The following is a 25,912-nucleotide window of genomic DNA, read 5'->3' as shown; positions in this document are numbered from 1 at the left end:
GGAAATTCGCCAAATATATAGAACGATCGTTCTTATGAATTGCCTGTTATCGTGCGCGGCACGGCGTCGAAAAAGGCCTTGCCGGCCTCTTCCAGACGGATGAATTCCGACCATAGGCCCAGATCGCGGCGCGTATCGGCATAGCTATAGTCCAGCACCCCCGACATGGAACCCGCCATCGGTACATCATAGCCCATGCCCCGAAGCCGGTGGAGCATCGCCTGATGATCGTCGATCAGATAACCGAAATGATGCAGCCGTATCGGCCCCGCCAAAGCGGGTATATGATCGTCATAGATTGTCCTCTGCATCGGATCGGGTTCGATGATCTCGGTCATCACATCGTCGATCCATGCAAGCGCAATCCGCCGCGTCGGCGCCGGTCGGCCGTCGATCGCCGGCGGTTCGTTCACCATGAACTCGACCGGGCCGAATTTCGCGCGGAACGCGGCAACAGCGGCGTCCGCGTCGCGGGTGACATAGCCGAACTGGAAAAAGCCCTTGAAGAAATTCTGCACCCTGTCCTCCGCCGCTGGGTACCTTATGCCAGGATAGGTACTATCAAGAACCTATGCTGACAAGCGAGCCGTCCCGGGCGGGTTCGGCAGCGCGAGGCCCTGGCCCAAGCGGTCGTCCAGCAAGCGCGCATGGGCGACATAGGCGCGCCGTGAAATGGGGCGGCCCCAGCATCCTTTATCGCCCCTTGCCGTTTCAGAATGAGGGAGAGCATCGATGCATGGAGCCTTGGAAGCGGGATTTTGGGGCCTGGTGGGCGGATCGGCGCTGTTGATAGGCGCGTGCATCGCCTATGTGGCAGATCTTCCGCAACGGCTGATCGCCGCGATCATGGCGATTGGATCGGGCGTGCTGATTTCGGCCGTGGCCTTCGACCTGATGGACGATGCCTATGCTCGCGGCGGCTTCGATTCCACCGCCTTCGGATTTCTGGCCGGGGCGGTCGTCTACACGATTGCGAATGTGGCCGTGTCGCGGGCCGGTGCCCGGCATCGTAAACGGTCGGGTTCGAACCCGCACGAGAGCCAGGCGCCGGCTGCCGGGAATTCCGGGCTGTCGATTGCCGTCGGCGCCTTGCTGGACGGCATTCCGGAGTCCGTGGTCATAGGGGTGAGTCTGCTGCATGGCGGCGGCGTCAGCATGGTCACGGTCATCGCCGTGTTCCTTTCCAACGTCCCCGAAGGCCTTTCCAGCGCGGCGGGAATGAAGAAGGCGGGCCGGGGCCCCGCCTATATCTTCGGCGTCTGGGGAGCTATCGCTTTGGCTTCCGGTCTGGCGGCGCTGATCGGCTACATCACTCTGGCGGGCGCAGATCCGGATCTGATCGCAGCCACCACCGCCGTGGCAGCAGGAGCCATTCTGGCCATGCTGGTGGACACGATGATTCCGGAAGCGACGGAGGAAGCGCATGAATTTTCCGGCCTCATCGCCGTCGCGGGATTCCTGATTGCCTTCATATTGACGAAGCTGGAGTGAGCGTGGCCACAGATGAACGGGAAAATGCCAGCCTCGTTCATCTCCGGTTCCACATGCAGGACCGACGCCCATGCACTACACGGCGTCCAACCCTCATGTTTGCGGGTAGCCGACGACTTCGCAAGGGAAGGCAGGCCCCCTGCCATAACAAAACGCCCCGTCCCTTTCGGGACAGGGCGCCGGCGCTGAATTTACAATCGGCCTTTATTCTTCGCCATTATCCTTCACGCCCACTGTCGGCACGTCGATGGTTTCCTTCTTTGTGCCGACGACGACCGCCTTGGAATCGACGTCCACCTTGGGAAGTTCGCCGCCCTTCACACTGACCTCCGGAACATCTCCACCGGAAACATCGGCTTTCCAGAAGCCGGTTGCGAACAATATTCCGACAATCGCCAGAACGATGATCAAGGCAATCGCAACGGTCCGCCCGCCGCGATGTTTATGAACCACGACACGGTCATCCGTATAGCGATCCCTGTGAACTTCTACCATCTCCATCCTCCTCCTTAAGAGACTGGGGAAACAATCAGGCCTTAATTCTTGTTCCCTTTCCATTCATTGTCTGGCCGTCCGGGCAATTTCCCGAAGCTGCGAACCGTCGATCCTGACATGGCGATATAGCGCTTCCACAATGCTGAACAGGCCGAACAGCGCGAGCCCGCTCGCCACGATGAAGAGCAGCAGCGGCCCATGCTCCTGATCGCGGAGCTGCCTGAGGGCCGCGCCCAACCCGCCCGCCTCGTCGGGATCGGCATGCAAGGCAGCGTTGATCACGAACCACCCGATCATGGCGAAGACGATGGCGCGGGCCGCATAGCCGATCCGTCCGGCCCAGCGCACGGCTTCCGGCACCGGCACATCGGCCGCGAGTTCGTCGAAACGGCCCCGGCAGGCCTTTACCGCCTGTGCGAGCGCAATGAAGAAGAATATGACCCCGCAAATGACGAGCACGGCCTGACCGCCCGGCTGATCGAGCAGCCAGGCGGACCAGCCTTGCGCCGTCCGGTCGCCGGGACTTCCTTCGGCTGCCGGCGCCTTGCGAAGCACCAGGTTGACCGCCGCCAGGGCGAGTGCCCCGTACACGATTCCACTCATGGCATAGCCTGCCCGTTCCAGCCTTCCCTTCAGGCTGCGGCTGCGATGTTCGGGGTCGAGAGCGGCTTCGATCAAGCGCCAGAGCGCATAGCCCGCGAAACCCGACGCGCAGAGCAGGAGCAGGAACGACCCCAGGCTGCTTTGGGAAAGGGAGCCGAGAACGCCCTGATTGTCGCTTGGTTGGCCGCCGTGGCGCGCCACGTCTATGGCGAACAGTCCGATGAGAAGATACACCATCCCGCGCGCCGCGAACCCTATGCGCGCCAGTATCGTCAGACGTTCGCCATAACTCTCCGTGCCGTTCATCATCTTCACCATCGCATTGGAAGCAGGGTAACGCGGCATCGCCCGTGAAGTTGCCTCAGCCGCATTTGCCAGGCTGCACATGCGGAAGCAGGTCGGAAACCTGCCGGGCGCCCTCCATTTATCGCAAATCGATTGCCTTGCGCTCTCTCCCGCGCGAAGGAAGGCGACTGATAAAGAGGGGCGCATTCATGAAGCTTGGATCCTGTGCGTTGGCGCTTGCGATAGGTGCGGCCCTGCTGCCCGTGACGGCGCATGCGGACGACCCCAATGATCCGACGATGCGCAGCGCCGCAGCACGCGCACGCGACAGCGCGATCATCAGAAGGATGAATCAGCAGCAGCTCGCCTATGTCCGTCAGCGCGACGCCAGGATCATGCGCAACTACCGCCAGGCGCAAGGCGATCGCGACAGCTATGCCGACGCCCGCGGCGAATACGCGCAGAGAATGGCGGAATGGCGCCGGGCCGTCGCGGCCTGCAATGCCGGGCGCTGGGAATATTGCGCCGACTGACCGAACAGGTCGTGCAGCGCTGACCGCGCGTCACAAGCACATTCGATCTGCCATGACGTGAGGGATCAAGTCGGCAGGGGCATCCACGGCCGGCAGCGTTACCGGGCTGGCGCAATCGTCGCGAGTGCGTCGTTGGAATCGCGGATCGTCACCGGAACCGCAATCGAAGGTCGACGCCGAAGCTGCGTGGCTGGGCGATGCCCCAGCTATTGGCAGGCGTAAGATCGCCGCCATTTTCCACCCCTCTGACGAAATAGGCATCAAACAGGTTCTGCACATAGGCGACGATTTCGACGCCCCTGCCGCTGTCATAGCCCAGCCTCAGATTGATCTGCGTATAAGCTTCCCGTCGGGTGATGCCCCGCCAGTCGAAACTCTCCCTTCGACGCCCCTCGTGCATCCACTCGCCTTGCAGATAGATCTCGGCCGGGCCGATCGGATAATGGCCGGTCGCGACGCCCGCGCTCGACCAGATCGGGTTGGGCAGGCCGCCGCAGTCTTTTTGCCGACAGTCGCGGTCGCCCTGCTTTTCGGTTCGCGTCCAGGTCACATGGCCCGACAGGTCGAAATAGCGGCTCGGCTTCCAATTGAGGGCGCTTTCCACGCCATATCCGGTCACGCTGCCGACATTCACAACCTGCTGGGTCCGGCTTTCCGTGTCGAAATAAACCGTCTGAAGATTGCGGTAGCGATAATGGAAGCCGGTTATGTCAAAGCTCAGCGTCCTGGCGAGGGCCAGGCCCTTTATCCCCAGCTCCTTGCTCCATATCGTCTCCGGCGCGAAGGCGTCGGGCTTCGTTCCGTCGGGCACCAGCCGATACGCCTCGACCGGGACAGGCGCGGCGACCGTGAACGATCCGAATCCGCCCGCCTTGTAGCCGCGGGTGATGCTGGCGTAGAGGTTGATGTCCGGCCCCACCGCATATCGCACATAGGCGCGTGGCGTCAGTCCGCCCCAGCTCTTGCTGGAAGAAACGGGACCATCGGTGAAATAGGTGAAGGTCCAGACATTGCCGAGGCTGCTTTGGCTGGGCAGCACATCGATGCTGAAATGCTTGCGGTCGCGCGCATATCGAATGCCGATGCCAGCCTCCAGCGCTTTCGAGAAATGAAAGTTGGTGTCCAGGAAAACGGACCATCCGCGGTTGCGGGACCGCACGTCGTTGATGTCGGTCAGCAGGCCGCCCGGCGCCGGCCGGTAGGGCGCGCCGTAAAGGTCCATGGTCATCCCGCCGCAATCGGCATAGCCATAGCCCGCCGTGCAGACGAGATCCTCGGCAGCCTGGTTGGTGAAGCGCGCCGCGACATCCTCCCAATAAAGCGAGGCCCCCGCCGACCAGGTCAGGCGCCGATCGTCTCTGGACATCAGCCGGAAGTCCTGGCTGACATAGCGGGCATGCTGGCGCTGGTCGTAATTGCCCAGTTGCAGCGCCGTTCCGTCATAGTCCTCCAGATAGTGGAAATCGGACTTGCGAAAGGCAGTCAGGCTGTTGAAGCGTGCCGATCCAAGATCGAGATCGATCGACGCGGTCAGGCTGGTGATGTCGCCATCGTCACGCGGCCTGAGGAGATCGGTATCCACGTCGCGGCGAGACCCCCGGATAATAATATCCCGCTGCAAGACTTCGCTGAGATAGTCGAGAACTTCACGATCGTCATTGGACGCCCGATAAGGCGTGCCGTCGAGCCGCCGACGCTCATGTTCGGCACTCAGCAGGACATCGGCATCGCCGGCCCTGTAACGCAGGGCGACGCGCCCGGCCTGCTTGTTGCCGCCCATCAGGCGATCATTGCGGCCAACCGTGAAGGCATTGTCTATCCAGCCATCATAATCCGTCGCATAGCCCGCAATGCGAAGCGTCCAGTCCTCCGCCACCGGCAGGTTGATGGCGCCTTCCGCATCCTTGCGGTCGAAGCTGGCGACCCCGACATAGAGATGCCCGGAAATACGCCCAGGATCCGGCTTGTTGGTCACGATGCTGATCGCACCGGAAATGGCATTGCGGCCGAAGAGGAACCCCTGGGGCCCTCGCAAGGCTTCCGCCTGCGCGACATCGAACAGGGAGGTCACGGCAGCGCCTGTCCTGCCCTGATAGACCCCATCCTTGAAGATCCCGATCGAAGGATCGCCGCCAATGCCATAGTCGTTGGAGGTGATGCCCCGGATGGCGATGCTGTCGATATAGCTGTCGTCCGAATTGCCTGAAAAGCCGGGCGTGAAGGTGACGATGTCCTTGACGTCGTCCAGCCGCGTGCGGTCGAGAAAAGCTTCGCCGAAGGCGGAGATCGCCACGGGAACGGTCTGGATGGCTTCCTCCCGGCGTTGCGCCGTGACGGTGATCTCCGCCGCCAATATGGGGTTCGGCAGGTCCTCGGCAGAGGCGGAATGCGGCAGCATGACGGCACAGGCCGTCAGGGCCGGGAAGATACGAAGATGCATGATTACCCCTTCACGCCGCGCGCAGGCGGGCGATGACCAGATCGAACCGCTGCGTCAGCTCGCTGGCGCTGGACCGGACCGCGGCCCCTACATTGAGCGTATGTTCGGCGTTCGCCTTCACCGCATCCAGACCCGCGGCGATGGCGCTGATGGCGTCGTGCACCGCTTGCGCGTCGCCGCCGACGCTCTGACTGCTCGCCAGGATCGTACGGGCTCCCTGATGGTGCTTATCGGCGGCCAGGGACACATCCGACACGTTGCGCTCCAGTTGGCGGACGACGGTGTTCAGCAGGTTGAGCAGAGACGCGATCGAGGAGGCGGATGCGTTCACCGCCTCGATCCGCCGCTCGATCTGGCCCGCCATGTCGCCGGCCCTGTTCGCCAGCGTCTTTATCTCGCCGGCGACGACCGCAAAGCCGGCTCCCGCCTTGCCGCCCCGCGCAGCCTCTATCGTGGCGTTCAGGGCCAGCATGTTCGTCTGGCCCGCTATTTGTCGGATGGTGCGGGTGGCAAGGTCGATCGCCTCTATCTCCCTTTGCAACTGGTCGTTGGCGCCCATCACCGCGCGAGCCTCGACCTCCGTCTTGTCCATGTTCTGACGGGTGGCGATCGATTGGGTGTGGATCTGGCCAATGGCCACGCTCAACTCCTGCACATGCGCCTCGATCTCGTGCACGGCCTGCGCCGACGCACGGCTGCGGTCGCGGACTAGGGCCGTCCCGGTGAGCTGTTCCGCGAGAGCGGCCAGCGTGTCGCGGGCGCTGGCTTCAAGCTGATCCGCCTGCCTCAGCAAGGATCCCGACAGATCACCCACGCTGGTGGAGAGAAGATTGGCGACCTCATGCGCGGCGTTTCGCAGCGCTTCGCGATGTTCGGCCTGTTCCCGCCCTTCCCGCTCTGCAATGGCGGCGATCTGTTCCCTCGCCTGTTCCGCCTGTTGGCGCGCCTCTTCCGCGGCCAGAGTCGCATTCTCCCGATCCCTGGAGATGCGTTCGGCCCGCAACCGGCCGGCGAGCAACGACGCATGGGTCCGCAACATGGCGCGGGAGACGGCGAGGAAAAACAGGATGAAGAGCGCGGCGGCCGATGCCAGCAGCCATGAAAGGCTCTTGAGTGCCGCTATGCCCGGGCGCACCGGCAACCAGTGGATATGGCCCAGATCGGTCCCGTCAGGACTGATCAAGGGATGACCGGGCGATGTCTCGGGATCCGCTTCCGGCGGGTTGAAGCTGATGTCGGCCAATGCATAGGCCTGTTCCCAACTGGCGAACAGCTCGGCATCCAGCAGGCGAACGACGACGACATGGCGGAGCGGCCCGGAAGGGAGCGGCCGGTTCGCGGAAAAAGGAAGGATCGGGGCGCCGGCGAACAAGGCCGGACGGCCCCGATAAAGTTGGATGAAGGGGCGGATGGGGAAGTTGCGGCGATCATCGACATGCTTGGGCAGCGTACGCTCAAGATGCCGAAGCGCTTCCGGCGCATCCTTCATCAGCGTGGTTCTGACGGTCGACCGGGGCTGCCAGCCGAAAATGGTCCCGCCGCGCTCGTCGAGAATATATAGGGGCATGGCGCCGCCGAAGTTCGAGGCGGCCCATTCACGGTCGATCCGGCCGTATAGATGATCGACGGCGTCATCCCAGAGCGCATAATCCCGGGCCGTGGCTGCAAGAGCATTGGTCTCCCGCTTCATGGCGCCGTTGACCATGCGCGCCTTTTCCAGCGCCGCCGCATCGTCCATCCTCGAAACAAGCACGGTCACGAGGATGCCGCAGGTCATGAAGGTCACGAGCGTCAACGCGATGAGCGGCAGGATGGCGCCGGGCAGGCGGCGTAGTGCACCTGTCAATGGGGCTAGATGCCGCACGATGTAAGAGCCCCCGTCTGACCAGCCTTGTCTTGCCGTTTGACTGCGCCCCGAATGGTTATGATTGATTTAACGCTTCTGCCATTGGGCTGAAAATTGTTCTGCGTTTAACCTATGTCAGATAACTTAGGTAATAGGGTCCGGTGACTTTGGGCGACCCGACAGGAATATCCTGTATCTGCTTGGTGGAAATGAGAGGATATGGCGCGAGGCATCTGCGCCAGCTTCGGTCAGGCTCGATAAAATCGACGGCTGCTCATTCAAGACTTCCGAAGATCGGTTCAGGACGATCCTCAGACCTGTCCGGAGCCGTGATTGGAGCGGGAGGCGCAGGCTCGTCCCGGCGGGCATCATCCGGTCGCATGGCCGCATGCTGCTCAGGCCAATGGAGGAAGGGCAGGACCGTACCGGAGCCACGCCACACATCAACCTGATCCAGCCGGACATCCGAGAACAGCCATTGCGGCCGGTTGACTTCACCGACCGCGAATACGCCATTATCCGGCGCGATGCCGTCGGGCGGACCGTAAATGGCTGCCGCGCCGTGATTGTCATCCAGCGAGGGCAGCCAGGACGCCTGCCCCACCGTGGGCGCCTGAACGACATAGCATTGGTTTTCCAGCGCGCGGGCCTGCGCCCCGATGCGGACGCGCCAATAGCCCTGCATGCTGTCGGTCGCAGACGGCACCAGGATGATCCTGGCGCCCGCCTCGGCCTGTGTCCGCGCGATCAGCGGAAATTCGGCATCGTAGCAGATGGAAATTCCCACCCGACCGAAGGGCGCATCCAGGACATGAACGGCCTCGCCGCCCGTTATGCCCCAGATTTCCCGTTCGAACCGCGTCATGACGATCTTGTCCTGATAACCGGTCCGGCCATCGGGGCAGAAGAGCCGGGCGCGGTTGAGGACCGCTCCCCGGGTATTGCGGCACGGGCGGCTGCCGCCCAGGATCGTCACGCCATAATGGATGGCGAGTTGCCGGTGCAGTTCGTCGATCCGTTCCCCCAGCGCCACGACATGGTCGAGCGAAGCATGAAGATCGGCCGCCGCCGCCGGATCGGTGCCGGCCAGTTCCATGGCGGCATATTCCGGAAAGACAAGGAGCTGCGCGCGCCTGGCCGCCGCCTCCGACACCCAGCGGCTGAGCTTCGCTTCCCAGGCGCCGTAGCTCGGCAACAGTTCGATCGGATATTGTGCGGCTGCAATGCGGACCTCGGTCATTCGGAGTCCCGTAGCGGCTTCCGCCCGAAGCGCGTCGGATGATCGCCCTCCCCGGCCTGCCTCATCCCGCCTTCACCTGATCCAGCCAGTCGGCCAGATTATAATGGTTGCTGACCCGCGCGATCACGCCGTCGCGCAGTTCGAAGAAGGCGCCGACGCGCAAAATATAGCGCTGGCCGGATGCAGGAGGCAGATCGCCGTCCGTCTCCAGATATTCGCCCTCCAGCATGAATTCCGCGGCCGCCCGTCTTCCATCGGCGGAGGCCAGGAACACGGGATCGATGACCCTTTCCCTGTAGCAGCGGTTCATATGGTCGAGGAATTGCGCAAAGGCCGCCTTCCCTTCCCGCGCTGAACCCTGCGAGGGTTCGTGCACGACATCCTGCGCCAGCAGATCGAGCATCGCCGCGCTGTCGCCGCGATTGAAGGCCGCATAATAGCGACCGAGCAGGTCCGCAGCCATGGCGTTCAATCCTCCGGCGCGATGGTGACGCGAAGGCCGTCCAGTTCGACCGTCAGCGGAACCTGGCAGGACAGGCGCGACCGGTCGATACGATGATCGCTGCTGTCGAGCAGGTCGTTCTCATCAGGGCCGAGCGGCGGCAGACCGGCTGCGCGTCCGTCATCCACATGGGCATGGCAAGCATGTTCTGCGCCGTCGCGGCCGGTCACGAAAATCTGCACCATCGATCAATCCTTGCCAAGACGGGCCGCATGCCAGCGCAGATGGTCCGCCATGAAGGTGGAAATGAAATAATAGCTATGGTCATAGCCGTCGCGCAGGTTCAGCGTCAGGTCGATCCCCGCTGTCTCGCAAGCCGCCTTCAGCAGTTCCGGGCGCAATTCCTGTTCCAGGAAATTGTCGGCCGTCCCCTGGTCGACCAGCAGCGCCGGAACCCGGGCGCCGTCCTCGATCAGCGCGACCGCGTCATGCCGGCGCCAGGCGGCCGGGTCATCGCCCAGATAGCCGGCCAGCGCCTTCTGCCCCCAGGGCACCTGCCCCGGCGCGACGATCGGCGCGAAGGCCGATACCGCCTTGTACCGGTCGGGAAGAGTGAGGCCGACGGTCAGCGCGCCATGGCCGCCCATGCTGTGACCCATGATCGACTGGCGTTCCATGTCCGCGGGGAAATTGGCCGCGACCAGCGCGGGCAGTTCCTGGGTCACATAGGACCACATGCGATAATGGGCGGCGAAGGGGGCCTGCGTCGCGTCGACATAGAAACCGGCGCCCAGACCGAAATCATAGGCCCCGTCCGGATCGTCCGCCACGGCATCGCCGTTGCGGTCCGGGCCGCGCGGGCTGGTGTCCGGCGCGACGAAGATCAGGCCCAGTTCGGCGCAGGCGGCGCGGAACTCGCCCTTTTCAGTGACATTGGCGTGGGTGCAGGTCAGTCCGGACAGATACCAGACGACCGGCAGTTTCGTCCCCTCCGCATGGGGCGGCACATAGACCGAGAAGGTCATGTCCGTCCCCGTCGAGGCGGAGGCGTGCCGGTACACGCCCTGCACGCCGCCAAAGGCCTTGTTGGCGCTCACCTGTTCCATGATCACCTGCCATCCGATCGCGTGGGAACGGCACCGGAAGTCACCGCCATAAATTTTCTCCTCGCCGTATCAGAACAGCACGACGCTGCGGATGCTCTCCCCCGCATGCATCAGGTCGAAGCCCTTGTTGATCTCCTCCAGCGTCAGGACGTGGGTGATCATGGGATCGATCTCGATCTTGCCGTTCATGTACCAGTCGACGATCTTGGGAACGTCGGTGCGGCCCTTCGCGCCGCCGAAGGCCGTACCCTTCCAGACCCGGCCGGTGACGAGCTGGAACGGGCGGGTGCTGATCTCCTTCCCCGCTTCGGCGACGCCGATGATGATGCTTTCCCCCCAGCCGCGATGACAGCATTCGAGCGCGGTGCGCATCACCTCCGTATTGCCGGTCGCGTCGAAGCTGTAGTCGGCGCCGCCGTCCGTCACCTCCAGAATCCTGGCGACGGTCTCCTCGCGCGACAGGCCCCTGCTGTTGATGAAATGAGTCATGCCGAACTTGCGGCCCCATTCCTCCCGATCCGGGTTGATGTCGATGCCGATGATCTTGTCCGCGCCGACCATCTTCGCGCCCTGGATGACATTGAGGCCGATGCCGCCCAGGCCGAAGACCACGACATTCTCGCCCGCCTGCACCTTGGCCGTGTTGACGACCGCGCCGACGCCGGTGGTGACGCCGCAGCCGACATAGCAGCTCGTCTGGAAGGGCGCATCGTCGCGGATCTTCGCCACAGCGATCTCCGGCAGGACGGTGAAGTTGGAGAAGGTGGAGCAGCCCATATAGTGGAAGATCGGCTGGCCCTTGTAGCTGAAACGGGTCGTGCCGTCCGGCATCAGTCCCTTGCCCTGGGTCGCGCGGATCGCGGTGCACAGGTTCGTCTTGCCCGACAGGCAGCTTTTGCACTGGCGGCATTCGGGCGTGTAGAGCGGGATCACATGGTCGCCGGGCTTCACCGAAGTGACGCCCGCGCCGACCTCCCGCACGATGCCAGCGCCCTCATGGCCCAGGATCGAGGGGAAAATGCCCTCGCTGTCGAAGCCGTCCAGCGTATAGGCGTCGGTGTGGCAGATGCCCGTCGCCATGATCTCCACCAGAACCTCGCCCGCCTTCGGGCCTTCCAGATCGACTTCGACGATCTCCAGTGGCTTCTTCGCCTCGAAGGCGACGGCGGCGCGGGTCTTCATCTCTCATTCCTCGTCATGATCATTTGCGAGAAGAGAGGCCATGGCTCCCGCCGCGCCCTCTCTTTCCGCCCTCCCTAGCGCTGTTCCGCAATGGTGATAATATAGTGTTTCGGAAAATCATTATTCCTGAGCTGGTATAATCAAATGTCCAACTGGGATGGCATAGACGAGTTCATCAGTGTCGCCACCGCAGGCTCCTTCACGCGCGGGGCAAGGGCGCTGGGTGTCTCCACCACCCATGTCAGCCGGTCCATCATGGCGCTGGAGCAGCGTGTGCAGGCGCAGCTTTTCCACCGGACCACCCGGACCGTCCGGCTGACCGACACCGGCCGGGTGTTCTTCGAACGGTGCGAGCGCATCGCCAAGGACAGGGACGAGGCCATCGCCCTGATCGGAGAGAGAAGCGAGCCGCAGGGAGAGTTGCGCGTCACCTGCTCGACGGCCATGGGCGAGCGCTTCGTGGCGCCGATCATCCGCCGCTTCGCCATGCAACATCCCAAGCTGGCCGTGTCTATCGAATTGTCCAACCGGGTCATCGATCTGGTCGGCGAGGGATTCGACGTCGCGGTGCGGACGGGGACGGTCAACGACCCTCGCCTGATCGCGACGCGGGTGGCGTCGCGCACGCTCTACACCTGCGCCGCCCCCAGCTATCTGGCTTCCGCGGGCCGCCCCGCCGGCGTCGGTGCGCTGGCGGGGCATGAATGCATCGCGGGCTCCGCAGGCACATGGCATTTCAAGGTCGACGGCCAGGAAATGATCCATCGGCCCAAGGGGCGCTTCAGGTGCAATAGCGGACATGCCGTCATGGAAGCGTGCATTTCGGGGCTCGGCATCTGCCAGCTCCCGGATTTCTACATCCTCCCCTATCTGAAGCACGGCATGGTCGAACTGCTGCTGGAGGATGTCCAGCCGGACGATGAGCCCATATGGGCGGTTTATCCCCAGCGGCGGCATCTGCTGCCAAAGGTGCGGCAGGTCGTGGATTGCCTGCTGCATGAACTGGGGCCGGCGATGAACACCCCCAGAAGGGAAGCCGCGGTCAGGCCAGACCGATACGTTCCTTGAGCCGGTCGCGAGACGAAGCGAGGAAATCCAGCGCCGCGCCTTCATCCGACATCGCCCGCGCCAGCGTCATGGCCCCGACAAGCTCCGCAAGCAGCGAATGGGCGAGGGCCGGGCCATCGGACCGGCCTGCAATCTCCAGCGCCCGCGCAATCCCTTCTCGAAACCGCCTGACCCCCGCTTCGAACCGCAAGCGCGCGGCGGGTGGCATGCGTGCGGCCTCCCCCGAAAGGCCGGGCAAGGGGCAACCACGGTCCACCGCCCGATAGGCGCTTTCCGACAGATAATGGTCGATCAGGCCGGCAAGGTCCGGCCTTTCCCCCAGAAAGCGGTCCAATATCATGGCGCTTTCCTCGAACATGCGGTCGACGGCATGCGCCACCAGATCGTCCCGCGACTCGAAATGAGCATAGAAGCCGCCATGGGTGAGGCCCGCCCGCTGCATCAGCGCCGAGACGCCGATGCCTTGCACGCCCGCCATGCGCATGGCCCCAGCCGCCTCGCCCAGGATACGCGCGCGCGTCTTCGCCTTGTGCGCGCTCTTGTCAGCCATGACCGCTCGTCCTCCTCTTCTTCTGCGTCTTTGCCATGCCCCTTCCCTCTGGACAAATGATAATCGTAATATATATGATGGTCGTCATATTCGCAATGATGTCAGGAAGGGCGATGATGCAGCCCGAGATAATGTTAGGATCCGCCGGCACCAGCCCGTGCTGGAGCCTGCCGCTTTTCCGATGCCGCCGCTGATGTGACGGGCCTCACCGGCTCTTTCGACCATCCCCAGGAGTATTGCCATGACACAGGCTGAAAAGAACATCGCCCTTATCACAGGTGCTTCGACCGGTATCGGCGCGGTCTATGCGGACCGCCTGGCCAGACGCGGCTTCGACCTCATTCTCGTCGCGCGGGACCGGCCGCGCCTGGATGCGCTGGCCGAAAGGCTGCGCGGCGAAGCGGGCGTGGACGTGGAGGTCATCGCGGCGGACCTGACCGCCGAGGGCGACCTGCAACGGATCGAGGAGCGTCTGGCCGCAGGCGACGTCACCATGCTCGTCAACAATGCGGGCATGTCGCTGAACGGCGGCATATTGGACAATGACACGCCGCAATTGTCGCGGATCATCGCCCTCAACGTGACGGCGCCGACCCGGCTCGCCTCCGCGGCGGGCAAGGCCTTCGTCGCGGCGGGCCGTGGCGCGATCGTCAACCTGTCCTCCGTGCTCGCCCTCGCGCCCGAGATGTTCGATGGGGTGTATAGCGGAACCAAGGCCTTCATCCTGAACCTCAGCCAGTCGATGGCCACGCAATTGCGCGACAAGGGCGTCCGCGTGCAGGCCGTCCTGCCGGGCGCCACGCGAACCGAAATCTGGGCGCGGTCGGGCAAGGATGTCGATGCCTTTCCCGCAGGTTTCGTGATGGAAGCGGGCGATATGGTGGATGCCGCCCTGCTCGGCTTCGACAGGGGGGAGACCGTCACCATTCCGCCGCTGTCCGACGAACAGCAATGGCTGACCTTGCAGGAGGCGCGCCTCGCCATGGGACCGAATCTGTCCAAGAGCGATGTCGCGCCCCGTTACCGGGACGCCCTTCTTACCGCCTGAACGGGCCGCCGATGCGGGAAGCGGCTTCCCTTTGCTTCAGCCGTCCCGATCCTTGGCCGGCACCAGTATCAGCTCGCGTCCTTCCACCCGCCAGGACGCGAGCTGCGTCAGAAAGTTCATGCCCAATATGTCAACATTTCCCAGCGCCGGGGAAATGATCACCTTGAGGTTGCGGGCTTCCATTCCGCCGACCTTCAGACGCGCGACGGTGCCGGTGTCGGCCCGGATGGTTCCGTTCGCCGTCCGCATGAGGACCGGCACCAGACCATCGTCCACGCTGACCGCGGCCTGGCGCGCAGTCTCCCGGGAGAGCGCCGTCACCGTCGCGCCGCTGTCGATCAGCATCCGGCGTTTCACGCCATTGAGTTCGGCCCGTGCCCAGAAATGGCCATCTGCCGCCATGCGGATGCGGATCATATCCCCCGTCACCTGCTGGCTGCTAAGGCCCAATCGGTTCATCAGCGGGCTCAGATTGGGGTCGAACGGTGCCTGTTGCGCAAGGATCAGAAGGCACAGCGCCAGCAGAGCCACCGATAGGAGGGCGCGGAGGACGCGTCCGATGAAGGGAATGTTGAAGAGCAGGATGAGGAAGACGGCGCCTGCCAGTGCATAGGGAAGAAGGCGTTGCCATTCGGGATTGGTCGCGATGTCCATCGCCTTCGAACCGATGGAAACGTCGTTTGATCCCGGAGCGCGCAGTCGCTTGCCGCCAGCGGTCTGCGGCATGCCCGCGCTCCATCGGCGGATGGAATGTTGCGGCCTCCCTTCCCCGCGCCAATCTCACAGATCGGCGCAAAAGCGTTGCCGATGAACTGCTTAGCGGGCGCAATCCCCTTCGGGGGCTGGCGTGAAAAGGGAACGGGCCGATGCGACGTAGGGGTCGACGCGGAGGGTTTGCGCAGTCCGGATCGATCGCGCGGGACACGACCGCAGCGCTTTTCCTGGGGGGCATGATGATGACGCCCGCCGAAGCGGAGGCGCAGACGGCGCTCCGCTTCTGGGATGGCAGCGATCCTGAACTGCACGCCAATGGCGCCGTAGACGGGGGGTCCGGCCTCTGGCGCATGACGGAACCGAGCTGGACCGACAGCAACGGCGTCATCAACGGCCCGATGCGCCCGGTGCCCGCCTTTGCGATATTCCAGGGAAGGCCGGGAACGGTCACCATAGACGACAGCCAGGGCGTGCCGTCAGTCACCGGCATGCTGTTCCGGTCGGACGGCTATCGCCTCACCGGCGGGTCGTTGAAGCTGGACGGCGGCGCCTATACCTCGATCCGGTCGGAAATGGGCGCCACCACCCGGATCGATACGGAACTGACCGGCACGGGCGGGGTGTTCTTCAACGATCTGGGCACGGTCGTGCTGACCGGCAAGAACAGCTATCTGGGCAACACGCGGGTGGATGGCGGCACCGTCATCGGCAATGTCCATTCGATCCGGGGCGATCTGGAAAATGGCGGCACCGTGATCTTCGACCAGGAGGAGGACGCGACCTTCGCCGGGAATGTCAGCGGGGTGTTCAGCTTCTGGGGATATATGATCAAACAGGGCGCGGGCGCCCTCACGCTGAGCGGCGGCAATGCACTGAACTGGCGGGTGGACGAGGGGCGGCTGATCGCCCGCGCCCAGGGATTTGGCGGCGATGTCGAAATCGGCGGTGGAGGTGCGCTGACCTTCTCCTCCGGCAACATAACGGGCGCGGAAACGGTATATCCCTATCGGCTATCCGGCAGCGGGGGATTCGACGTGACCGGCTCCGCAACGCTCTTGATGACCGGGCAATCGGGCGATTTCACTGGCGCCACCCGCGTCGAAGGCAGCGCATTGCGGGTCGATGGCGCGCTGGGCGGCACGCTTCGCCTTTCCGACGGCGGCGTGCTGAGCGGCACGGGCCGGGTCGGCGCGGTCGATGTCGGAGGCGGCGGCCGCCTGCTGGGCAAGGGTGGCGACACGCTCCACATGGCCAGCCTGAAGCTGGGTTCGGGATCGGTCGTCGTGGCCGCCCTGCGCCGGTCGGGCGATCCGGCATTGTTCGATATAGCCGGGAACCTGACACTCGACGGCATCCTCGACCTTGGCGGCAGCGATCCTCTGGAAGACGGCCTCTACCGGCTGTTCAGCTATGGCGGGCAGTTGACCGATCATGGCCTGGAACTCGGCGCCCCGCCGCCCGGACAGGTTCCAGGCAGGCTGTCGGTCCAGACGGCGACGGCGGGTCAGGTGAACCTGCTGTCCGGCGCGTCCGCACGCCCGCTGCTTTTCTGGGATGGCGGCGATCCAACGCGCCATTCCGATGGCAGGGTGGATGGCGGGCCCGGCACATGGCGCGCCGGGACGCCGGACTGGACCGGGGAGGATGGCGCGAGCAGCCGCACAGCCGATCCCGCCGCCTTCGCCATCTTTGCCGGGCGTGGCGGACAGGTGGTCCTGGACGGCAGCGCGGGGGCATTGTCGACCGCAGGCATGCAGTTCGCCGTGACCGGCTACCAACTGTCGGGAAGCGGGCTGACGCTGGCGGGAGGCGACCGCACGGTCATCCGGGTCGGTGACGGAAGCGTCTGGAGCACAACGATGACTGCCGAAATCGCGGTGGCTCTTTCGGGCAACACCACGCTCGTCAAGCAGGACGCGGGCACGCTGATCCTGTCGGGCTTGAATGGCTATGCCGGCAATACGGAGGTTGCGGCGGGCACGCTGGTCGGCAATGCGCTGTCGATCCGCGGCGACATATCGAACGCGGCGACAATAGTGTTCGACCAGCGAACCAATGAAGGCTTTGCCGGTGGCATCCGCCCGCTTGGCGGCATTGCGGGCCGGATGGTGAAGCGCGGCAGCGGCGTTCTGACACTCATGGGAGCAAGCACGCTGGACTGGCGGCTGGAAGAAGGGCGGCTGGCCACCGCCGCCAGCCGCTTCACCGGCGACGCCGTTCTGAACTCGGGCGCCGAACTGCTGTTCGAGGAACCGGGCGACAGCCGCTATGCAGGCACGCTGGCGGGCGCCGGCCGCTTCATCAAGGCAGGAACCGGCGATCTGACGCTGACCGGCGGATCGCGGGATTTTACCGGCGCCACGCAAGTGCGGTTCGGTCGCTTGACGGTCGACGGCGCGCTAGGCGGCGCGCTGGCGGTGGAGGGCGGCAGCCTTCTGGCGGGACGCGGCCGCCTGGGCTCGGTGCGGATCGCACCGGGAGGGATAATCGCGCCGGGGCCAGGCATCGCGACGCTCACGGTGGAAGGCGATCTGGAACTGTCGCCGGGCAGCCGTACGGAGATCGAGGTCGATCCATCGGGCACGGTCACTGACCGCATCGATGTGCTGGGCACGGCGACGCTTGGCGGCACGGTGGCGCATATCGGCGCGACCGGCGCGTATCGGCCAAGCGCGACCTATACCATCCTCACCGCCCAGGCTGGAATCCGGGGGCGGTTCGACACGGTCACCTCCTCCTTCGCCTTCCTGACGCCGAGCCTTGGCTATTCGGCCAATGCGGTCACCCTGACGCTCAGGCGCAACGACGTCCGGTTCGATGAGGTGGCCGCCACGTCCAACCAGCGCGCCGCCGGAGCCGCACTCCAGACACTGGGTTCGGGCAATGCGGCCTATGACGCCGTGCTGCTGAGCGATGCGCACACGGCGCGCAATGCCTTCGACCGGCTTTCCGGGGCGTTCCACGCCTCGATCCGTACGGCGCTGGTGGAGGCCAGCGGCCTTTCGCGCGATGCCACGCTGGAACGGCTGCGCGGTCCGGCCGACGACCGGCTGGGGCCTGCCTATTGGGGGAAGGCGCTTGACGAATGGGGCAACCGGCGGGGCCATGACAATGCGTCGGCCATGGCGCAAGGTTCGTCGGGCGCCTTGTTCGGGGCCGAATGGCAGGTGCCGGAAACGACGCTGCGGCTGGGTATCGTCGGCGGCCATCATCGCGCCGCCATGAGGGCGCAGGGCTATGCCGACATCGACAGCTACCATGCCGGTTTCTATGGCGGCGCTGCGCTGGCGCCAGTCACGCTGCGCGGCGGTCTTATCGTCAGTTGGCAGGACATTGACGCGCGACGCTCGGTCGCCTTCGCTGGGTTCGCGGATAGCCTCAGCACACGGTACCGCGCCACGACGACCCAGGCCTTTGCCGAGGCGGCCCATCGCTTCGCCCTGTCCGCCGGAGCGCTGGAACCCTTCATCAGCATGGCGCATGTGCAGCTTCGCGTCGGAAAAGGGCAGGAAAGCGGCGGCAGCGCGGCGCTGGCATTGGGCGGGGATTCGATGCGGACCAGCTTCGCGACCGCCGGTCTGCGCGGCGACACCCGGCTGCAATGGGGCGCTTCATCGCTGACGCTGCGCGCATCGGCCGGTTGGCAACATGCTTTCGGAGATCAGCTTCCGGTGGTGGGAGCCGCCCTGGGCGGCCAGCGTTTCCATGTGACGGGCCTGCCGATCGCCCGCGACACGCTGGTCAGCGAGATCGGGCTGGAAGCGGCGGTGGGATCGAACATGCGGATCAATCTCGGCTACAGCGGCGCGCTCTCGCCGGCCAGTCAGAACCATGCCGCGCGGGCGGGGCTGCTATGGCAATTCTGACGAAGAAAGCCGCGCCGCATGGATAATGGCCGAAGAAGCGACATGACGGCGGAACGAGTCCCGCGGACGGGCGTCTCCTGAATCACCATGAAGACAGGCGACGATATTTTGGCGCGAGATGCGGCGGTCATGGCCCATGACGCCCGCCGGCTGTCGCCCAGGCCGTGAAGGTCGCGACCTACAATGTGAACGGGGTCAACGGCCGGCTCCCTGTCCTGCTTCGCTGGCTGGCCGAGACGCGGCCTGACATCGTCTGCCTTCAGGAACTCAAGGCGCCCGACGAGAAGTTTCCGGAGGTACCGATCCGTGACCTTGGATATGATGCGGTCTGGCATGGCCAGAAAAGCTGGAACGGCGTGGCGATCCTCAGCCGCGTCGGCGAAATCCACGAAACCCGGCGCGGCCTGCCCGGCGATCCCGACGACAGCCACAGCCGCTATATCGAGGCGGCGGTGAACGGCATCCTCATAGGCGGCCTCTATCTTCCCAATGGCAATCCCCGCCCCGGCCCCAAGTTCGACTATAAGCTCCGCTGGTTCGACCGGCTGATCGACCATGCCGCCGGGTTCATCGACCAGCGACTGCCGGTCGTGCTCGCCGGCGACTTCAACGTCATGCCCACGGACCTCGACGTCTATAAGCCGGAACGCTGGCGCGACGACGCGCTGTTCGCGCCGGAGGTCAGGGCGGCCTATTTCCGCCTGCTCGACCAGGGCTGGACGGACAGCCTCCGCACGCTTCATCCCGATGAAACCATCTACACCTTCTGGGATTATTTCCGGAACGCCCATGCGCGCAATGCGGGGCTCAGGATCGATCACCTGCTGCTCAGCCCGGCCCTTTCGAACCGGCTCGTCGCCGCCGAAGTGGATCGCGACGTGCGCGGCTGGGAAAAGACCAGCGACCATGCGCCGGTCTGGATCGAACTGGCGGATGCGCCGCCGCCGCGCGCCAGGGAGAAGGGATGATGAACGCCTCTGCCATGCTTTCCGGCGGCTGCGCCTGCGGCGCGGTGCGTTATGCGCTTCATTCCCCGCCCTTCGATGCAGGTTATTGCCACTGCCGGCTATGCCAGTTGACGAGCGGCGCGCCGGTCATGGCCTTTGCCACGGTTCCGGTCGGGGACTTTCGCATCGTCGCGGGCGAACGCGCCGTCCGCCGGTCCTCCGACTTTGGCGAGCGCGGCTTTTGCGCCGCGTGCGGAACGCCTCTCACCATGCAGGTCGATCACCAGCCCGACACGATCGACTTCACGATTGCCACGCTTGACGATCCCTCCGCCCTTGCCCCTCAATTCCATATCTGGGATGCCAGCCGCATTGCCTGGTTCGAAATGGCCGATGCCTTGCCGCGCCATGCCGGTTTCCGGCCCGATACGGTGGGACTGGACGATGGCGTTTCCGGCGGCGATTCCTCAGCCAGCAGAGGTGCATGGCTGTCGTCGAGCGCAACGAGTTCGGGCGCGCGGTGATGGAGGCGTCGGCAACGGTTCGATGACCAATTTCATCTTCCGGTCCCCTTCCGTCCGCCCCGCCCTATCTTCGCGTCGCTATCTTCCCGATGGCCGATAGAAGCGCGGCGGGAAAGGAGCGGCCGGCGAGCCTTTGGGATCGCGCAGTTCGTTCCGCTCCCCGGCATCCGGACTGAGCGGAATCTGCATGCCGCCCGTTTCCTCCAGCATCCGGAACAGCTTCGCGCTCATCCGTTCGGCCAGTTGCTCATGCCCCGGCCTGGCCAGCAGATTGTCGCTCTCCTGTGGATCGGCCGCCAGGTCGTACAGTTCGTCCACGTCCCAGATGCCGTGGAAGTGGATATATTTATACCGATCCTCGCGCAGGGCGTGGACGGTCGGCGTCTGCGGGAAGTTGCGTTCCCAATAATATTCATAAACCAGATCCTTGCGCCACGGGACCGCCCGTCCCTGCGCCAGCGGCAACATGTCCATGCCGGCAAGCCCATCCGGCGCCTCCAGCCCTGCGGCGGCGAGCATGGTGGGCGCAACGTCGAGATTGGCGACGATGTCCTCCACCGTCCGCGGGCCGAAGAGGGAGGGACAGCGCATCAGCATCGGCACGCGCATCGATTCCTCATAGGCGGCGCGCTTGTCGATCAGCCCATGTTCCCCGAACATGAACCCGTTGTCGCCCATATAGAGGATCAGCGTGTCGTCCAGATCGCCCCTTCGTTCCAGCAGGTCCATGATACGCGCCAGTCCTTCGTCGACGGCCAGCAATGTTTCCATATAGCGCTTGTAATAGTCGGCGATGTCGAGCTTGCCGTGATAGGCATAGTCGACGCCGTGCCAACTGTTGCGCTGGTTTTCGACCCACATCGGCCGGCCCGGAACATCTGGCTTCATCGTGTCCGGATAGCGGAACGTCTCCCCGGAATAGCGCCCTGCATGCCGCTCGGCCGGAATGAACTCCGAATGGACGGCCTTGTGCGCCAGATGCATCATCCACGGGCGCTTGCCGTCGCGCTTGCCGATCCAGTCCATCGCATAGTCGGTCAGTTCGTCGGTGATATAGCCCCTTTGCGGCACCTTGCGGCCATTGACGTTCAGGCCATCCTCGCCCGGCAGATAGGTGCCCTGCCCCTTGAAGCTGACCCAATGGTCGAAGCCGGGCTGGGGCTGGTCCGTTTCCTGCCCCATGTGCCATTTGCCGATGAAGGCGGTCTCATAGCCCGCCTGCCGGAGATATTCGGGATAGTAGATGAGGCCGGCCGGTATCGGATGATTATTGTCCACCACCCTGTGCTGATGCGCATAGAGCCCGGTGAAGATCGTGGCGCGACTGGGCGAACACAGGGCGGTGGTGACGAAGGCGTTCCTGAAATGCACCCCCTCCCGCGCCAGCCGGTCCAGCGTCGGCGTCTCCCCGAAGGATTGCGCCTTCATGAAGCCGATCGCGTCGTAGCGATGATCGTCGGTGAGGACGACCAGGATATTCTTCGGCCTGGTCCCTGCGTGGCGGCGCAGCTTCAACCGCTTCTTTTTGGCCGGAACGGCCGCGGCATCCGCCGCCGCCCAACTGTAAAGGCCGAATGCCCCCGCGCTGCCCGCCAGCAACAGGCCGCGCCGGTCCAGCTCGTCCGCCATTACGGCCGTCCCATATGCGAATAGGGATCGGTCTGTCCGGCCAGCCAGGGGTCTTTGGTCGCCGCCCGCATGGCATGCAGACGTTCGGCCAGCGTCCGCTTCACCCCGGCATAGGCGGGATCGGCGGCGACGTTCCCCAGTTCATCCGGATCGCGCGTCAGGTCGTAAAGCTCCTCCGCGTCCCGCTTGAGATAGGCTGCCTGCGTCCTCTTCCCCAGGCGGATGGCGGGATCGGCGCTGATCGCCTTCCACGCCGGAGAACCCGCCACGTCTCCGGCGATGGGATAGTCCAGCGGGGAGGCGAGGTTGAGAATATAGCTGTGCGTCCGCGTGCGGATGGCCCGCATGGGATAATATTGGTTGATCTCATGAAAGTCGTGGCTGGCGAACACGGCGTCGCGTTGCGGATCGGCGCGACGGCCCAGCAGCGGCAGCAGCGAACGGCCGGAAAGCGCATAGGCGGTCGGCGCGGCGACGCCGGTCCATTCCAATATGGTCGGCGCGATGTCGACCCAGCTCACCATCGCATCGTTGACCGCGGTCGCGCTTCCCGGGGCGCGGATGATCAGCGGCAGGTGCAGTCCGGCGTCGTAGAGGTTGGTCTTCGCGCCGGGAAAGGGCCGCCCATTGTCGCTGAGGAAGATCACCAGCGTATCGTCGGCGCGGCCGGTCGCGGCAAGATCGTCCAGGACCATGCCGACCCCGCTGTCCAGACGGCTGACGGACTCATAATATTCCGCCAGGTCGGCTCTGACGGCCGGCAGATCGGGCAGATGGGACGGAACGGGCACTTTGTGCGGATCGTAGCGGGCCGGCTTCACGCCCGGCCACGACCGGTCATTGCCATAATCGACGGCGGAGCGATGCGGATCGCTATAGGCGATGGTGACGAAGAAAGGCCGATCGTCCGTGGAGCGGATGAAGCTGGACGCCGCAATCGCCAGTTCGCGGACATCGCGGATGCCCGACCGTTCGGGCACAAGTTCCGCCTCATAGGGAAAGGCCGAGTCCGGCCCCACATGCTTCTTGCCCACGAGCGCTGTCGCATAGCCCGCCCGCCGCAGGAGCGAGGGCAGCGTTTCTATTCCCGGCAGCAACGACTGGTGATGGATGTCGTGCTGGAGCCCGTACATGCCGTTCTGGTGCGTGTAGAGCCCGCTATTGATCACCGCCCGGCTGGGACTGCAGGAGGATACGGCGGCAAAGCCCTGGGTGAAGCGCGTCCCCTCCCCCGCCAGCCGATCGATGCGCGGGGTGCGGATCGGCACGCCATAGCAGCCGAGGTCCAGGCCCTGATCGTCGGAAATCAGCAGCAGCACGTTGCGCGCCCTGCCCCGCCGCGTCTGGGACAGGCCGGCCGGGGCGACGGACGCTGCCGCCGCCCCGGCCATTCCCTTCAGAAGGTCGCGCCGGTCCATCAGCGATCAGAAATTGACCGCGGCGCTGAACCGGAAGGATCGGCCCAGGATCGGGCGCGCCAGGATCGGGCCGGAGCCTTGCCCGCCGATGATGCGCGGATTGCCCTCCGTCAATCCGATCTCGTCGGTCAGGTTGTTGCCCGTGACGGCCAGGCGGATGCGGTCGTTGACGGTGACGGCCACGCCCGCGTCAAGCTGGTAGAAATTCGGCAGCAACTGGTTGTTCTCCGGATCGGAGAAGCGGTCCCCGGTATATTGCAGCGTCGCGAAGACGGAGGGTTTGAGGCTGCCCACCGTCACTTCATAGGCAGGGGTGACGCGCCAGGCCCATTTGGGCTGCCGCTGCACGCGGTTGCCGGTGTTGTCGATCGTGCCGCCGCCACTGAAAAAGCCGCGATAGGTGGCGTCCAGCCAGGTCAGCGCGCCGGAAATGCTGAACCCTTCGAACGGCCGCAGCGCGCCTTCCAGTTCCACGCCCGTCGCCTTCGCGCCGCCATTCGAACTGATCGGCACATTGTTGATCAGCGTCGTGGTGGCAAGACCATCGAACTTGTTGTGGAACACCGTCGCATAGAGATTGGCGAAGGCAGTCGATATTTTCACGCCTGCCTCATAGGTATCCACCTCGGCAACGGCGGCAAGACCAGTCTTGTCTGCAATATTGGTGGCGGACGCCTCGCGCAGATTGTCGAATTGCGGGAAGCTGTTGCCCCGGCTGTACCGGGCGAACACACCGATCTCCCGGCTGAAATCGTAATTCGCGCCGACGGTCCACGACCAGGCCGAGTCCCGGTAACGGATTGAGCGCGGCGGCCCCAGCCGAGTAATCGCATTGTCGTACAATGTGTTGGGATTGCCGTCCAGATCGAACGAACCGCCATCGGCCGATGTGCTGAGCGTCGCATCGACCACATGGCGCTGCCACCGCACGCCGCCATCCACGCGCAGTTCGGGCGTGATCTGCAATTCATCCACCGCGTAGAAGGCATAGTCCTTGCCCTCATAATTGCCGCGCACCTGGAAGGCGGGCCCGCTGGAGAAACCGTTGAGCGTCGCTGCCTGCAACACCCCGGCTCCACTGGTCAGCGTCATGTCGAGCCGCCGCGCATTGGGTTCCGCCTGCAACAGCACCTGATTGCCCAGCACCCATTGGTCGCGGGTGGTGTAGTCCGCGAAATAATAGCCGCCGGTCAGCTTGTTGTTGCCCGATGCCCATTCCAGCGCGCTGTCCGCGACGAAGGAGGAGATCTTCTTGCGCACTTCCCAGATGCCGGCGCGCAGCACTTGCGTATTGGCTCCGGTCGGAACCACGCCACCGCCATTGGCATAGGTGAGCGAGGCCAGCGTCGCGCCCGTTCCGCCCAGCGTCTGCGCCATGGCGGAAGCGGCCACCGGCGCCGCCACCGGCACCAGCCCGACCGTGTCGGCCCGCCCGCCCAGGAAGCTCATGCGCTCGCGGAAACGCAGCCCGTCGACCAGTTCGTAATCGAAGGTGATGCCGGTGTTGATCACCTTGGCCCCGCGTCCGTCGGCCAGATCGACGGCGCGCCCGACCAGATTGGTGACGCGGCGCGTATCCGGACCGTTCAGCGTGTCCGTCCCCGCATCGAAGCCGGGATAGGCGCTGATCTTGCCGCCGTTCGAGACGACGGGGATCGGCAGCAGCCACTGGCCGTGATCGTTGAGATAGCGGGCATATACCTCCACGGAACCGCGGCCGCCAAAGTCATGATGGATGTTCGCGGTGATCTGGCCGCCCTTTTCCGCCCGATAGCGCGGATCGCGAATGCCGTTGCCCTGCGCGTAGAAGCCGCCGACCATGAAACCCGTGTCGGGGCCGAGCGGGCCGGAGACCCAGGCGTCGCCCCGAATTTCGTCATAATCGGTATAGGAAATCTTGGCGGAACCCTTGAAATCCGCCCCGCCGATCCGCGGCACGACGTTTACGGTCAGGCCCGGCTGGCCGCTGGAGAAGAGGGAGCCGGTGCCGCCGCGCACCGCTTCGACGCGCTGCACCGTCTCGTCCAGCCGGATGAGTTGCGAGTTTTCCAGGAAGGACAATGTCGGCGGCGGAAAGATCGGCACGCCGGCAAGCTGGAAGGTCACGAACTGCGCGTCGCCACCCGACGGATAGCCGCGCACGAAGATATTGGCGCCGTTCTGGCCACCGGAGCTTTCCGCCATGACGCCCGGCACGGTGCGCAGCAGGTCGGCGGTGCTGTTGGGCGCCGCCCGCGTGATCGCTTCGCTATTGAGCGAGGTGACGGCGAAGGACGCATCCTGCCGCCGCGTGCCCGCGCCGGCGGTGCCGACGACCACGATCTCGACGTCGCTGGCTTCTTCCGGCGGAGCGGCGCTGCCGCCTGCAACCTGGGCCAGGGCGGGAAAGGCGGTGAAAAAGGCGCTGACGGTAACACCCGCCATCAGGCGGCGTTGAAGGCTTTTCGGCATGACTTCCTCCCTCATCCGAAGTCGGCGCGATCGA

21 protein-coding genes and 1 pseudogene are annotated in these 25,912 nt (G+C 64.6%); 7 read left to right on the top strand and 15 right to left on the bottom strand.

Translation table 11 applies throughout. From position 1 onward, the window contains the following. Positions 1 to 32: 32 nt before the first annotated feature. On the bottom strand, positions 33 to 518 hold the full coding sequence (locus tag EGM87_RS19915) for a VOC family protein (RefSeq protein ID WP_171009958.1): 486 nt from the start codon (positions 516 to 518) through the stop codon (positions 33 to 35). Between the two features lie 214 nt (positions 519 to 732). Here EGM87_RS19915 and EGM87_RS19910 point away from each other — a divergent pair, with 214 nt between their 5' ends. Then, a complete protein-coding gene (locus EGM87_RS19910; RefSeq protein WP_025548404.1) occupies positions 733 to 1,491 on the top strand; it encodes a ZIP family metal transporter in 759 nt (252 codons plus the stop codon). A gap of 204 nt (positions 1,492 to 1,695) precedes the next feature. On the opposite strand, the gene EGM87_RS19905 is transcribed toward EGM87_RS19910, so the two are convergent. Together EGM87_RS19905 and EGM87_RS19900 are read right to left on the bottom strand one after the other, a co-directional pair. Then, positions 1,696 to 1,992 (bottom strand): hypothetical protein, encoded by a 297-nt coding sequence (locus EGM87_RS19905; protein WP_226870466.1) that lies wholly within the window; start codon positions 1,990 to 1,992, stop codon positions 1,696 to 1,698. A gap of 57 nt (positions 1,993 to 2,049) precedes the next feature. After that, positions 2,050 to 2,934: a DUF1206 domain-containing protein gene (locus tag EGM87_RS19900; protein ID WP_061936675.1), complete on the bottom strand. Its 885-nt coding sequence runs from the start codon at positions 2,932 to 2,934 to the stop codon at positions 2,050 to 2,052. 149 nt (positions 2,935 to 3,083) lie between these two features. On the opposite strand from EGM87_RS19900, the gene EGM87_RS19895 reads away from it, so the two are divergent. Continuing rightward, complete coding sequence (locus EGM87_RS19895) at positions 3,084 to 3,407, top strand: hypothetical protein (protein ID WP_044660683.1); 324 nt, start codon at positions 3,084 to 3,086, stop codon at positions 3,405 to 3,407. Positions 3,408 to 3,555: 148 nt separating this feature from the next. Here the strand turns inward: EGM87_RS19895 and EGM87_RS19890 are convergent, their stop codons facing one another. The 7 genes and pseudogenes from EGM87_RS19890 to EGM87_RS19860 all read right to left on the bottom strand — a co-directional run bounded on the left by EGM87_RS19890 (position 3,556) and on the right by EGM87_RS19860 (position 11,663). Then, positions 3,556 to 5,847, bottom strand: a complete 2,292-nt coding sequence (locus tag EGM87_RS19890; RefSeq protein WP_137709000.1) for a TonB-dependent receptor — start codon at positions 5,845 to 5,847, stop codon at positions 3,556 to 3,558. A 10-nt stretch (positions 5,848 to 5,857) separates the two neighbouring features. Further along, positions 5,858 to 7,711, bottom strand: a complete 1,854-nt coding sequence (locus EGM87_RS19885) for a methyl-accepting chemotaxis protein (RefSeq protein ID WP_171407213.1) — start codon at positions 7,709 to 7,711, stop codon at positions 5,858 to 5,860. A gap of 256 nt (positions 7,712 to 7,967) precedes the next feature. Next, complete coding sequence (locus EGM87_RS19880) at positions 7,968 to 8,933, bottom strand: carbon-nitrogen hydrolase family protein (protein ID WP_137709002.1); 966 nt, start codon at positions 8,931 to 8,933, stop codon at positions 7,968 to 7,970. A 61-nt stretch (positions 8,934 to 8,994) separates the two neighbouring features. Then, entirely contained in the window at positions 8,995 to 9,396 is a 402-nt protein-coding gene (locus tag EGM87_RS19875; protein ID WP_137709003.1) for a ketosteroid isomerase-related protein, read from the bottom strand. A 5-nt stretch (positions 9,397 to 9,401) separates the two neighbouring features. Further along, positions 9,402 to 9,575 (bottom strand): annotated as a pseudogene (locus EGM87_RS19870) (2Fe-2S iron-sulfur cluster-binding family protein); the annotation flags it as partial. 48 nt (positions 9,576 to 9,623) lie between these two features. After that, on the bottom strand, positions 9,624 to 10,481 hold the full coding sequence (fghA, locus tag EGM87_RS19865) for an S-formylglutathione hydrolase (RefSeq protein ID WP_137709004.1): 858 nt from the start codon (positions 10,479 to 10,481) through the stop codon (positions 9,624 to 9,626). A gap of 69 nt (positions 10,482 to 10,550) precedes the next feature. Beyond that, positions 10,551 to 11,663, bottom strand: a complete 1,113-nt coding sequence (locus tag EGM87_RS19860; RefSeq protein WP_048576202.1) for an S-(hydroxymethyl)glutathione dehydrogenase/class III alcohol dehydrogenase — start codon at positions 11,661 to 11,663, stop codon at positions 10,551 to 10,553. A 144-nt stretch (positions 11,664 to 11,807) separates the two neighbouring features. Here EGM87_RS19860 and EGM87_RS19855 point away from each other — a divergent pair, with 144 nt between their 5' ends. Continuing rightward, complete coding sequence (locus tag EGM87_RS19855; protein WP_137709005.1) at positions 11,808 to 12,731, top strand: LysR family transcriptional regulator; 924 nt, start codon at positions 11,808 to 11,810, stop codon at positions 12,729 to 12,731. Here the strand turns inward: EGM87_RS19855 and EGM87_RS19850 are convergent. Further along, positions 12,706 to 13,281 (bottom strand): TetR/AcrR family transcriptional regulator, encoded by a 576-nt coding sequence (locus EGM87_RS19850; protein WP_137709006.1) that lies wholly within the window; start codon positions 13,279 to 13,281, stop codon positions 12,706 to 12,708. The two genes, EGM87_RS19855 and EGM87_RS19850, sit on opposite strands and share 26 nt — an antisense overlap. Before the next feature lie 241 nt (positions 13,282 to 13,522). On the opposite strand from EGM87_RS19850, the gene EGM87_RS19845 reads away from it, so the two are divergent. Further along, positions 13,523 to 14,329, top strand: coding sequence for an SDR family NAD(P)-dependent oxidoreductase (locus EGM87_RS19845; RefSeq protein ID WP_025550200.1), 807 nt, complete (start codon positions 13,523 to 13,525; stop codon positions 14,327 to 14,329). A 36-nt stretch (positions 14,330 to 14,365) separates the two neighbouring features. Here EGM87_RS19845 and EGM87_RS19840 read toward each other — a convergent pair whose 3' ends face one another. Then, positions 14,366 to 15,055 carry a retropepsin-like aspartic protease family protein gene (locus EGM87_RS19840; RefSeq protein ID WP_253719210.1) on the bottom strand — a complete coding sequence of 230 codons (690 nt, stop codon included), beginning with the start codon at positions 15,053 to 15,055 and terminating at the stop codon, positions 14,366 to 14,368. Positions 15,056 to 15,279: 224 nt separating this feature from the next. Here EGM87_RS19840 and EGM87_RS19835 point away from each other — a divergent pair, with 224 nt between their 5' ends. The 3 genes from EGM87_RS19835 to EGM87_RS19825 all read left to right on the top strand — a co-directional run bounded on the left by EGM87_RS19835 (position 15,280) and on the right by EGM87_RS19825 (position 20,380). After that, complete coding sequence (locus EGM87_RS19835) at positions 15,280 to 18,909, top strand: autotransporter outer membrane beta-barrel domain-containing protein (protein WP_397586526.1); 3,630 nt, start codon at positions 15,280 to 15,282, stop codon at positions 18,907 to 18,909. A 164-nt stretch (positions 18,910 to 19,073) separates the two neighbouring features. Continuing rightward, entirely contained in the window at positions 19,074 to 19,877 is an 804-nt protein-coding gene (gene xth, locus EGM87_RS19830) for an exodeoxyribonuclease III (protein WP_137709008.1), read from the top strand. After that, positions 19,874 to 20,380 carry a GFA family protein gene (locus EGM87_RS19825; protein WP_216614602.1) on the top strand — a complete coding sequence of 169 codons (507 nt, stop codon included), beginning with the start codon at positions 19,874 to 19,876 and terminating at the stop codon, positions 20,378 to 20,380. The genes xth and EGM87_RS19825 overlap by 4 nt, the downstream gene beginning before the upstream one ends. A gap of 78 nt (positions 20,381 to 20,458) precedes the next feature. Here the strand turns inward: EGM87_RS19825 and EGM87_RS19820 are convergent, their stop codons facing one another. From EGM87_RS19820 to EGM87_RS19810, 3 genes are read right to left on the bottom strand one after another with little or no spacing between them, the layout of a single operon-like run. Continuing rightward, positions 20,459 to 22,009: a sulfatase family protein gene (locus EGM87_RS19820; protein ID WP_137709010.1), complete on the bottom strand. Its 1,551-nt coding sequence runs from the start codon at positions 22,007 to 22,009 to the stop codon at positions 20,459 to 20,461. Continuing rightward, positions 22,009 to 23,427, bottom strand: a complete 1,419-nt coding sequence (locus tag EGM87_RS19815) for a sulfatase-like hydrolase/transferase (protein WP_137709011.1) — start codon at positions 23,425 to 23,427, stop codon at positions 22,009 to 22,011. Before EGM87_RS19815 ends, EGM87_RS19820 begins: the two co-directional genes overlap by 1 nt. Positions 23,428 to 23,433: 6 nt before the next feature. Continuing rightward, positions 23,434 to 25,878 (bottom strand): TonB-dependent receptor, encoded by a 2,445-nt coding sequence (locus EGM87_RS19810; RefSeq protein ID WP_171009959.1) that lies wholly within the window; start codon positions 25,876 to 25,878, stop codon positions 23,434 to 23,436. Positions 25,879 to 25,912 lie beyond the last annotated feature (34 nt).

Source organism: Sphingobium sp. RSMS, assembly GCF_005406185.4.
Classification (GTDB): domain Bacteria; phylum Pseudomonadota; class Alphaproteobacteria; order Sphingomonadales; family Sphingomonadaceae; genus Sphingobium; species Sphingobium fuliginis.
This window is presented reverse-complemented; position numbering and strand designations above follow the sequence as displayed.